Source organism: Ruegeria sp. CDSB117, assembly GCF_059611005.1.
Window position 1 is genome coordinate 103589 of record NZ_JBXWOS010000011.1, and the last position, 10993, is coordinate 114581.

The 10993-nt window shown below is 56.1% G+C and carries 12 protein-coding genes; 11 read left to right on the forward strand and 1 reads right to left on the reverse strand.

What is annotated here, in order from left to right:
- The first annotated feature begins 4 nt into the window (after positions 1-4).
- The 9 genes from rseP (at position 5) to AC2FJC_RS13985 (ending at position 8512) form a co-directional block, all read left to right on the forward strand.
- Complete coding sequence (gene rseP, locus AC2FJC_RS13945) at positions 5-1357, forward strand: RIP metalloprotease RseP (protein ID WP_496739953.1); 1353 nt, start codon at positions 5-7, stop codon at positions 1355-1357.
- A gap of 90 nt (positions 1358-1447) precedes the next feature.
- The gene (locus tag AC2FJC_RS13950; RefSeq protein WP_282151161.1) at positions 1448-1576 is read left to right on the forward strand and encodes a hypothetical protein; all 129 of its coding nucleotides are present in this window, start codon (positions 1448-1450) and stop codon (positions 1574-1576) included.
- Between the two features lie 123 nt (positions 1577-1699).
- Positions 1700-4060, forward strand: a complete 2361-nt coding sequence (gene bamA / locus AC2FJC_RS13955; protein ID WP_496739954.1) for an outer membrane protein assembly factor BamA — start codon at positions 1700-1702, stop codon at positions 4058-4060.
- A gap of 7 nt (positions 4061-4067) precedes the next feature.
- Positions 4068-4652: an OmpH/Skp family outer membrane protein gene (locus AC2FJC_RS13960; protein ID WP_496739955.1), complete on the forward strand. Its 585-nt coding sequence runs from the start codon at positions 4068-4070 to the stop codon at positions 4650-4652.
- Positions 4653-4724: 72 nt separating this feature from the next.
- Positions 4725-5198 carry a 3-hydroxyacyl-ACP dehydratase FabZ gene (gene fabZ / locus AC2FJC_RS13965; RefSeq protein ID WP_472723733.1) on the forward strand — a complete coding sequence of 158 codons (474 nt, stop codon included), beginning with the start codon at positions 4725-4727 and terminating at the stop codon, positions 5196-5198.
- Positions 5195-5980, forward strand: a complete 786-nt coding sequence (lpxA, locus tag AC2FJC_RS13970) for an acyl-ACP--UDP-N-acetylglucosamine O-acyltransferase (RefSeq protein WP_496739956.1) — start codon at positions 5195-5197, stop codon at positions 5978-5980. Before fabZ ends, lpxA begins: the two co-directional genes overlap by 4 nt.
- Before the next feature lie 3 nt (positions 5981-5983).
- Positions 5984-6778, forward strand: a complete 795-nt coding sequence (locus AC2FJC_RS13975) for an LpxI family protein (protein ID WP_496739957.1) — start codon at positions 5984-5986, stop codon at positions 6776-6778.
- Positions 6778-7944: a lipid-A-disaccharide synthase gene (gene lpxB, locus AC2FJC_RS13980; RefSeq protein ID WP_496739958.1), complete on the forward strand. Its 1167-nt coding sequence runs from the start codon at positions 6778-6780 to the stop codon at positions 7942-7944. Before AC2FJC_RS13975 ends, lpxB begins: the two co-directional genes overlap by 1 nt.
- The gene (locus AC2FJC_RS13985; protein ID WP_496739959.1) at positions 7937-8512 is read left to right on the forward strand and encodes a hypothetical protein; all 576 of its coding nucleotides are present in this window, start codon (positions 7937-7939) and stop codon (positions 8510-8512) included. The genes lpxB and AC2FJC_RS13985 overlap by 8 nt, the downstream gene beginning before the upstream one ends.
- Positions 8513-8522: 10 nt before the next feature.
- Here AC2FJC_RS13985 and mnmA read toward each other — a convergent pair whose 3' ends face one another.
- On the reverse strand, positions 8523-9668 hold the full coding sequence (gene mnmA / locus AC2FJC_RS13990) for a tRNA 2-thiouridine(34) synthase MnmA (RefSeq protein WP_496739960.1): 1146 nt from the start codon (positions 9666-9668) through the stop codon (positions 8523-8525).
- Positions 9669-9797: 129 nt separating this feature from the next.
- On the opposite strand from mnmA, the gene sciP reads away from it, so the two are divergent.
- Together sciP and ctrA are read left to right on the forward strand one after the other, a co-directional pair.
- Positions 9798-10076 carry a CtrA inhibitor SciP gene (gene sciP, locus AC2FJC_RS13995; RefSeq protein ID WP_496722773.1) on the forward strand — a complete coding sequence of 93 codons (279 nt, stop codon included), beginning with the start codon at positions 9798-9800 and terminating at the stop codon, positions 10074-10076.
- Between the two features lie 97 nt (positions 10077-10173).
- Entirely contained in the window at positions 10174-10890 is a 717-nt protein-coding gene (gene ctrA, locus AC2FJC_RS14000) for a response regulator transcription factor CtrA (protein ID WP_496733195.1), read from the forward strand.
- The last annotated feature ends 103 nt before the right edge of the window (positions 10891-10993 follow it).

A 10993-nucleotide genomic window follows, 5' to 3' on the forward strand; every position in this document is an offset into this window, starting at 1 on the left:
AATTTTGGACGTACTTTCTCTGATCCCTCAGTTCGGCAATTTGCTGTATACGATCATTGCCTTTGTCATCGCACTTTCGGTGATCGTGGCGGTGCACGAGTACGGCCACTACATTGTTGGACGCTGGTCCGGTATTCATGCCGAGGTGTTCTCGGTCGGGTTTGGCCCGGTTCTTTGGAGCCGCATCGACAAGCGCGGCACGCGGTGGCAGATCGCCGCGCTGCCCTTTGGTGGGTATGTCAAATTCCTGGGCGACGCGAACGCGGCGTCCGGCAAAGACGAAACGGCGATGGAGGAAATTTCCGAGCAAAGCCCTGAAGATCTGCGTCGCACCATGCATGGGGCACCTCTTTGGGCCCGGTCGGCCACGGTTGCCGCAGGTCCGGTTTTCAATTTCATCATGTCGATCCTGGTGTTTGGCCTGATTTTCCTGAACCAGGGCGTGACCAAAGATCCACTGACAGTTGGGACCTTGCACCCTTTGCCCGGCACTGTTCAGCAATTGCAGGACGGTGACGAGATCGTCGCCATTGGCGGCGTCGCGGTGCCCGATTTCGACGAGGAGGGCGCATGGACAGACTTTGTTGACGCGCTGCCGGTGGAACCTGTTCTGGATTATACGGTCATCCGCGATGATCAGACCATGGATGTGACCGGCCCCTGGCTGTTTCCGCCACTGATCCAGCAGGTTAGCCCGCGCAGTGCGGCCATGGATATCGACCTTCAGCGCGGTGATGTCATCACTTCGGTCAACGGAGACCCAATCTTTGCTTTCGATCAGTTGAAAGAGCATGTCGAAGGGTCCGACGGGAAAGTTCTGCTCTTGAATGTCTGGCGCGACGGGGCCGATCTTGAATTCGCCCTTGCCCCGCGCCGCACCGATGAACCACAGGCAGAAGGCGGCTTTGTCACGCATTGGCGCATTGGTATCGTTGGCGGCATGATGCTGGAACCTGCGACTGAATCGGCTGGTGTTCTCGAATCCATTTCGGGCGGCGCACGTCAAACTCTGCGTGTTATAGACGGCTCACTGTCAGGTATCTGGCACATGATTACCGGTGCCATCAGCACCTGCAACATGACCGGCCCGATTGGTATTGCCGAAACTTCGGGGGCGATGGCCAGCCAGGGTGCGCAAAGCTTCATCTTCTTTATTGCTGTGCTGTCTACAGCAGTCGGTTTGCTGAATCTGTTTCCGATCCCGGCCTTGGACGGCGGTCATCTGGTGTTTTATGCCTATGAAGCTGTAACTGGCAAACCGCCAAGCGATGGAGCGCTGAAGATTTTGATGGGGGTAGGGGTATCCTTGATCCTCGGCTTGATGATCTTCGCCCTGACCAACGATCTGTTTTGCTGATTATGGCCTTACGCGCCAACAAAAGCCGCAATTTCGCCTCAATCCGCAGATAATTTTATCTCGTCTCAAATTTATGTGGCAGATGCTCAAATGACCAAGGCACTTCGAAAATCGTATCAAAGCTTTAGCTTCCTGTTCATGTTGAACTGGGACTTTTTGCTGTTTTTCGGTGCGACTGCGCTGGCGATTGGCGGTTGGACCTTCTTGGCCAACATGTGATTCTTACCAATAATTGAACACGATTAGCAGCGGCCCATTGGGCCGCTTTGTGTTTTCGTCTTTTGACAAGGAAACTTAATCTCGCTACTCAACAATAAAGTCCTAAAATTCGGGTAGAAAAAAATGACTGATAGGCGAGGCGCAGGCACATCCTGCGGGGGGCAGAAGCCAGCAAACAATATTTTGTGGCAGACGCTACGTATTTTTTCTTTTGTTTTTGTAGCAAGCTTTACCTTCCTGCCGGAGGTTGCGCGCGCGCAAAACTACACGATCAATTCGTTCGATGTTGAGGGTAACAGGCGGATCGAAAGTTCGACAATCATTGCCCGGACTGGAATTCAGCCAGGTCAGACAGTGACCGCCGGACAGTTGAACGATGCGTTTCAGCGTTTGCTTGACAGTGGTGTTTTTGAGACAGTTGAACTGACGCCGCGTGGAAGCACTCTGGTGATCGAGGTCGAAGAATATCCGACGATCAACCAGATCAGCATCGAGGGCAACCGCCGCGTAAAGGACGACGTACTGCTTGAGGCGATCAATTCTCAGCCTCGTCGGGTTTTCACGCCTCAGCTTGCTGAAGCCGATGCAGATCAGATCGCCGAAATCTATTCCGCGCAGGGCCGCGTTTCCGCAACCGTCATCCCGCGTATCATACGCCGCAGCGACAACCGCGTCGATCTTGTCTTTGAAATTGCCGAGGGCACAACGATCGAGGTCGAGCGTGTTAGCTTTGTCGGCAACCGGGCATATTCGGATCGCCGCTTGCGCCGAGTTCTTGAGACTAAGCAAGCCAACATTCTGCGCACGTTCCTGCGCGGCGACACGTTTATCGCTGACCGAATCGAATTTGATAAACAGGTCATCCGCGACTTTTATCTGTCGCGCGGATACGTCGATTTCCGTGTGAACAGCGCAAACGTCGAATTTACCCGCGAACGTGACGCCTTCTTTCTGGTGATGAACATCACCGAAGGGCAAAAATTTTCGTTCGGTAAGATTTCGACCGTCAGTGAAATTCCCGGGGTGGACCCTGCCGCATATCAAGCAGCGTTAAAAATCCGTCCAGGTGTGACCTATTCCCCGTCGCTGATCGAAAGCTCGATCGCCCGCCAGGAACGGTTGGGTTTGAAACAGGGTGTAGATTTCCTGCGGGTCGAACCGCGGGTCACGCGCAATCCACGTGATCTGACGCTGGACGTTCAGTTTGTTCTGACCAGAGGTCCGCGGATCTTTGTTGAACGTATCGACATCGAAGGCAACACAACGACACTTGACCGCGTGATCCGCCGCCAGTTCGATACGGTCGAAGGTGATCCGTTCAACCCGCGCGAAATCCGCCAGAGTGCCGAACGTATCCGTGCCCTCGGATTCTTTGCCGTGGCAGATGTTGAGCCGCGCGAAGGGTCCACGCCCAGTCAGGTGATTGTGGACGTGGACGTCGAAGAACAGCCCACCGGCTCGTTGAGCCTTGGTGGTAGCTACTCGATTTCAGACGGTTTCGGGATTGCAATTGGCCTGAACGAATCCAACTTCCTGGGTCGCGGTCAAAACCTTGGGTTGACCCTTTCGACGGCGCAGGATTCCGAGCAATACATCATTAACTTCACTGAACCATATTTGTTGGGTCGCCGGTTGCAGTTCGATCTCGGTCTTGGCTTGGCATCGACGAATTCAAGCTTTGCAAGCTACGATACCAAGCGCGTCTTCTTCGAGCCGCAGCTGAGCTACGCAATCAGCGAATTGTCTTCGCTCCGTCTCCGCTATGGATGGAACCGTAGCGAGATGACGCAGCAGGATGATGAAGTGAACGGTGCCGTTATCGCTTCGGAAATCGAGCAGGGTAAGCGGACATCCAGCACGCTGGGCGTATCCTACCTCTATGATAGCCGTCGCGGTGGTTTGAACCCGAATGCGGGCGTTTTGTTTGAGGTAGGCGTTGATGCGGCCGGTCTTGGCGGCGACAACGAGTTCTACAAAACAACAGCGCGCGGCATCGCGCAGACACGTGTCCTGAACGAGGAAGTTGTTCTGCGGGCATCGATGGAAGTAGGTGCACTGCATTGGCAGGGCGACGACTTCAGCCGCGTGATCGACCGCTTCTTGATTGGTCCGAACACGTTCCGTGGCTTTGAACCTGCGGGTCTGGGTCCGCGTGACTTGTCGAATGGTCAGGACGATGCGATCGGTGGTAACTATTACTGGGTTGCCCGCTTTGAATCAGACTTCCCGCTTGGCCTGCCCGAAGAACTGGGTCTGCGCGGCGGTGTGTTCTACGATGTTGGTAACGTCTACAACATCAACAACGTGAACACTGCTGGTGCCGACATCGTGGGCGCGGACGGGTCCGTCCGGCACGTGATCGGTGTGTCGGTTCTGTGGGAAACGCCTTTTGGCCCCCTGCGGTTCAACTTCTCGAAAGCTTTGAAGAAAGAGGACTTCGACAAGGAACAGAACTTTGACCTGACCGTTCAGGCGCGGTTCTGATCGCCAGATGCTGAACTTGATAAAATTAACTGCACAGGGCCCAATTCGGGCCCTGTGCGTTTTTCTGGCGCTGGCCTGCGTGTCGACCGCTCAGGCGCAGCAATTGGGCGTTCCTCAGGCGAATGTTCTGACCCTGTCCAGCGACCGGATGTTTTCCGAGTCGCAATTCGGTCGACGCGTCATGCGCGAGATCGAAACCGAAGGCGCATTGCTGGCAGACGAGAATGAACGAATTGTCGCTGAGCTGAGTAAGGAAGAAAAAGACCTGACCGAAAAGCGCGCAGAACTGCCAACCGAACAATTTCGCCCGCTGGCCGAGGCGTTTGACAACAAGGTTCAGTCGCACCGTGAAGGCCAGCGCGCCAAACTGGACGCCCTTGCACGCCGAAGCGAGGAAGCCAGGCAGACCTTTCTGGTTCTGGTGCAACCGATCCTGATCGAGCTGTTGCGCGAATCCGGGGCGTCGGTCGTTATCGAACGTTCCAATGTCTTTCTCAGCTCGGACCGAACCGATGTGACGGACACGGCGATTGCGCGGATCAATGAACAGATTGGCGATGGCAGCCAACTTGAAGACGAAAGCAAAGAATAGGTTTGCTTGCCCTTGAGGCGCGGTGTTGCTAACCACGCGTCAAAGAGAAATCCACAACGGGACGACTGCACTATGACCACGGAAACCAAAAGCGCAGACATTCAGCTGATCCAGCGGATATTGCCCCACCGCTATCCGTTTCTGCTGGTCGACAAGGTCGTCGATATCTCGGGCTTTCAATCGGCGGTTGGCATCAAAAACGTCACCATGAACGAGCCCCATTTCCAAGGGCATTTTCCGGGAACCCCGATCATGCCGGGCGTAACCATTGTCGAGGCGATGGCACAAACCGCAGGCGTCATGCTGGGCGTGGGCATGGATGTGATCGACAGTGAGCTGTTGATCTATTTTATGAACATCGACAAATGCAAATTCCGTCGCAAAGTGATCCCGGGCGACGTGCTTGAAATGCACGTCGAAACGGTTCGCGGCAAAAAAGGCGGCAAGATCTTCAAATTCGCTGGTCGTGCCACAGTCGAAGGTGAGGTCGCGGCCGAGGCCGAGTTTTCGGCCTATGTCGACTGGGATATGGAAAAAACCACATGAGCGGCATCCACCCAAGCGCAATCATTGAAGACGGCGCGCAGATTGGTGAAGGCTGCGTCGTAGGTCCGTTTTGCTATGTGGGTCACCAAGTCAAGTTGGCCAATCGGGTTGAGCTGAAGTCTCATGTTGTCGTGACCGGCGATACTTCGGTTGGTGAAGAGACCGTGATCTTCAACTTTTCGGTCATCGGAGAGATCCCGCAGGATCTGAAGTTCGGCGGTGAAAACACGAGCCTTGAGATCGGTAAACGCAACCGGATTCGCGAACATGTCACGGTGAATACCGGGACCGATGGTGGCGGCGGTGTCACGCGGATTGGGGATGATTGTCTGCTGATGGCGGGCGTGCATGTGGCCCACGATGTCCAGATCGGCAATCGGGTGATCATGGTGAACCATGCCGGCGCTGCGGGTCATTGCATCATTGAGGATGACGTGATTGTCGGTGGTATCTCTGGATTGCACCAGTGGGTCCGCGTTGGGCGCGGCGCGATCATCGGCGCGTTGACCATGGTTCCGAATGACGTGATCCCATATGGCCTGGTTCAGGCGCCGCGTGGCGAACTTGATGGTCTAAATCTCGTCGGCCTCAAACGGCGCGGTGTCTCACGTGAGGATATTGCCGCTTTGCGGGCGGCCTTCCGCGAATTGTCGACTGGCGATGGTACGTTCATGGAGCGCGCGCACCGGGTCGGCACGGATAACGAAAGTGAATACGTTCAGCGGATCGTCGATTTCGTGACCGGACATTCGGATCGGTCTTTCCTTACACCGGGGAAATAAACAATGCTGGCGCTGATTGCGGGAACAGGCGTTTTGCCGGGTGAAGTTGTCGCGCAACTGTCCGACCGCCCGGTGGTCTGCGCGATGGAAGGCTTCCGCCCGGATACTTTATCCCCGGATGTCGAGTTTCCATTGGAGAAGGTTGGAACCTTTATCGCCGACATCAAGGCGCGGGGTGTGACCCAGATCTGCATGGCAGGTGCCGTAGGCCGCCCGCCCATTGATCCTGCAAGGATCGATGCTGCAACAATGCCTTTGGTCCCAATCCTGCAACAAGCCATCATGTCCGGCGATGATGCGGCGCTGCGCGCGGTCATCGGCATTTTTGAGGATGCAGGTCTGGAGGTTAAGGCAGCCCACGAAATCGCGCCGAACCTTCTTCCAAAACTCGGGTGTCTGACGCAGGCGCAACCGTCCGAGGCTGATCTGGCTGATGCCGACCGCGCCGCGGGCATCGTGCGGGCGATGGGTGCTGCGGATGTGGGGCAGGCCTGCGTGGTTTCAGAACGGCAGGCGCTGGCCATCGAGGGTATTTTGGGCACTGCATGGATGTTGCAGTCTCTGACTCAGCGCCCGGATGCGGGCGGCGGCATTCTGTTCAAAGCCCCGAAACCAGATCAGGACGTTCGCGCAGATCTGCCTGCGATCGGGCCCGATACCGTGTCTGGCGCGGTTGCGGCGGGGCTGTCGGGAATTGTGATCGAAAAGGGCGGCGTCCTTGTGCTTGAGAAAGACCGCGTGATTGCGGAATGTGACCGACTGGGCCTGTTTTTGTATGTCCGCGAGCGGACGAACTGATGCGGGTTTTCGTCGTCGCCGGTGAACCTTCGGGGGACCGGCTTGGCGGGGCTTTGATGGAAGGCCTGCGCACGCTGGTACCCGGAGTTGAATTTCAGGGTGTTGGCGGCCCGCTGATGCAAGCACAAGGGTTGGACAGCCTTTTTCCCATGTCCGAATTGTCGGTTATGGGACTGGTTGAGGTTCTCCCCAAGTTTTTTCACCTCAAACGTCGGATTTCTGAGACAGCGCAGGCTGTTCTGGATAACAATCCAGATGTTCTGATCACCATCGACAGTCCCGATTTCTCATTGCGGGTTGCCAAGCTGGTCAAAGCGCAAGGTACTATTCGCACGGTTCACTATGTCGCCCCCAGCGTCTGGGCCTGGCGTCCCGGGCGTGCGGACAAGATGGCCAAGGTCATCGATCATGTGCTGGCGCTGTTGCCGTTCGAGCCGCCTTATATGCAGCGCGCGGGGATGGAATGTGACTTTGTCGGGCACCCGGTGGTCAGCGAACCAGCGGCGACCGAACAAGACATTCAGGCTTTTCGCGAGGCCTACGGTCTAGGCCAAGCGCCCATTGTTCTGGCCTTGCCCGGTTCGCGGCGGGGTGAGGTGGATCGACTGGCTCCGGTCTTTGGTCAGGCGTTAATCGAGTTTGTGAAACAGCGCCCTGACACGCGCGTTGTCGTGCCAGCTGTGGCCCATATGGTTGATGCGGTCACCGAACATGTTCAGGACTGGCCAGGGTCGCCCGTCGTGGTTGACCCCCGAGACTTGCCCTCGGACCAGGCGCAGGCGCAGAAAAGGGCCGCTTTTGCTGCGGCCGACCTTGCGTTGGCGGCGTCTGGGACAGTTTCATTGGAACTGGCGGCACAGGCTACGCCAATGGTCATAGCCTACAATCTGAACTGGCTGACTACTCTGATCGCAAAGCGCATGGTTAATCTGGACACGGCGACCCTTGTCAATCTGGTGTCTGAAACACGCGCGGTTCCCGAATGCCTGCTGGATGATTGCGAACCGAATAAGATTGCCACGGCATTGTCGGACGTTGCCACCAGTCCGGATGCGCAGCGCAGCGCGATGGATGTGACCATGGACCGTCTGGGGCGCGGTGGTGAGGCACCGGGTCTGCGGGCCGCCCGAGCGGTTTTGAACAGGCTGCCCAATCGCCATGATTGAACACATCCTGTTCGCATTTTCCGCTGCGATCGTGACCATATCAACTAACCTGGACAATCTGGTCATCCTGTTTGGCCTGATCATGGTCATGGAGACACGCCGAGCCGTCTTTGGCTTTGCCGCGGCGCAAATGATAATTATGAGCCTGTCGCTTGTGATTGCCAGCGGGCTGGATCACAGCCGGTTTCTGAATTGGGTCGGTTATCTTGGGATTATCCCGTTGTCTCTGGGCCTTTATGGCATTTGGCAACAACGGAAAGGGGCGGGCGGGCGTCAACTGCCCGATACTGGGGCCATCACCTCGGTCGTCGCGCTGTTTTTGACGCTATCGATTGATACGCTTGCGGCTATGACTCCGCTGTTCGCGGATTCGACGCCAGCGTTTCGGTTGACGGCCTTGATCGGGGCCGGGTGCGCACTGGCGACGTTAATCGGGATTGCAAGTTGGGGCGCACCACGCGCTCAGGTTTTAGGTCCGCGTTTTGCCCGCCTTGACAGGATTGCACCTTACATCATGGTGGCAGTCGGACTGTATATTCTGGTGAACAGCCCGACCGACGTCTTGTGATCGGGGTTCCTCAGTAGCCGCGCCAGATCCAGCCGCCGCCGTATATGCGGCTGCTTTCATTGGAATAGAACACGCAGGCCTGACCGGGCGAAATGCCTTCCTCAGGTGTCAGCAATTCGACTTCGGCAGTCGTTTCAGAAAGAGGTCGGACAATCGCCTCACGCGGCGGGCGGGTCGACCGCACCTTGACCGACAAATGCCATTCGTCGCGCGACGTAAAAGGTTCATCCCCCAGCCAGTTGATCTCGCGCACCGGAACGGTCCGGGTCGCCAGCAGCTCTTTCGGGCCAACCACAACCTGCTTTTTGTCTACGTCCAGCTTCACCACATACAAAGGCTCGCTCAGCCCCCCGATACCCAGACCGCGGCGCTGACCGATGGTGTAGTGGATGACGCCATTATGCTGCGCCAGCACCCGACCGTCGGAATGTACGATCTCACCTGGTTCCGCCGCACCGGGGCGCAGCTTTTCGATCACGCTGGCATAGTTGCCATCGGGCACAAAGCAGATGTCCTGACTGTCGGGCTTGTCCGCCACCGATAGACCATATTGCGCGGCCATCTCTCGGGTTGCGTCCTTCGAGGGCAAGTGGCCCAGAGGAAATCGCAGAAAATCCAACTGCTCGGGCGTGGTGGAAAACAGGAAATAGGATTGATCCCGGTTCGCGTCCTCGGCGCTGTGCAGCTCTGGCCCGTTCGCGCCCATCTTGCGCTGGATATAATGGCCAGTCGCCATGCAGTCGGCTTCAAGGTCCTTGGCGGTTTCCAGGAGGTCCTTGAACTTCACCCGCTCATTGCACCGGATACACGGGACCGGAGTCGCCCCGGCCAGATAGCTGTCGGCGAATTCGTCGATCACGGCATCTTTGAAGATGTTCTCGTAATCCAGAACGTAATGCGGAAAGCCGCGTTCCTCGGCCACACGCCGCGCGTCATGGATATCAATCCCGGCGCAGCATGCGCCTTTCTTGGCCAAGGCCGCGCCGTGATCATACAGCTGCAGCGTCACGCCAACCACGTCATAACCCTCATCAGCCAAATATGCAGCGACAACCGAACTGTCCACGCCACCGGACATGGCAACAACCACCCGTGTTTCCGACGGGGGTTTGGCAAAGCCAAGCGAGTTCAGCGGTGTCTCGGTATCGAGGGCCATGACGATTCCAGTGCGGGTTAAGAAAGACCGGCAGAATATAGGAAAATTCTACACACTCTCAAGGGGCGGTTTCACCCGGCATTAAGTAGGCTGTTGGCAGCTTTGTCGCAGCTGAAAAAGGGTCAAGAGATGTATTTGCACAAAGTCGAAGGGCCAAGGTCCGTAACCCTGCCGGATGGAACGGTTTTATCGCGCAGCGATCTACCACCTGCAGAGACGACCAGATGGGTCGCATCGCGCAAGGTGGTTGTGGTGCGCGGCGTTCTTTACGGGCTGATTTCGTTGTCAGACGCCAAAAAGCGGTATGGGCTTAGCGATGAAGAGTTCAATTCCTGGGTTTCTGCAGTCGCTGAGCACGGAACAGACGCTTTGAAAGTCACGGCCTTAAAAAAATATCGACAACTTTAAGGTGAATGTGAATAAATGATTCAACGGTAACGTCAGATTAACCATTTTTGATCAGGCTCATTATGAAATTGGTAAGTTGACTAAATTGGAGCAGTAAATGCGTATACTTCTTGTCGAGGATGATCCGACCACATCGAAAAGCATCGAATTGATGCTGACGCATGCCAATCTAAACGTTTATGCGACGGACCTGGGCGAGGAAGGCATCGATCTTGCCAAGTTGTACGACTATGACCTGATCCTTCTGGATCTGAATCTGCCAGACATGAACGGGCACGAAGTGCTGAGACAGCTGCGCATCGCGCGTGTCGAAACCCCCATCCTGATTTTGTCTGGTGCTGATGATACCGAAAGCAAGATCAAAGGTTTCGGCTTTGGCGCCGACGACTATATGACCAAACCGTTCCACCGCGAGGAACTGGTGGCTCGCATTCACGCAATCATTCGTCGGTCCAAAGGGCACTCGCAATCTGTCATTCATACCGGCCGTGTCGCGGTGAATCTGGATGCTAAAACGGTTGAGGTCGAAGGCAAAGCCGTTCATCTGACCGGCAAGGAATACCAGATGCTGGAATTGCTGAGCCTGCGGAAGGGCACCACGCTGACCAAAGAAATGTTCCTGAACCATCTCTATGGCGGAATGGATGAACCCGAACTGAAAATTATTGACGTTTTCATCTGTAAATTGCGGAAAAAGCTCAGCAATGCAACCGGTGGCGAGAACTATATCGAAACCGTCTGGGGCAGGGGTTACGTGCTGCGCGATCCCCAAAGCAACAGTCTAGACGAACGTCGGATCGCCGTCGGTGCCTGACTTCAAATGAATTCTGGTTGCCGTTGGTCCAGGGCGACACCCTCACTCATGGAACAGCACATCTGGACCTAGCCATGGCCTCGCCCTATCACTGGGTTCAAAG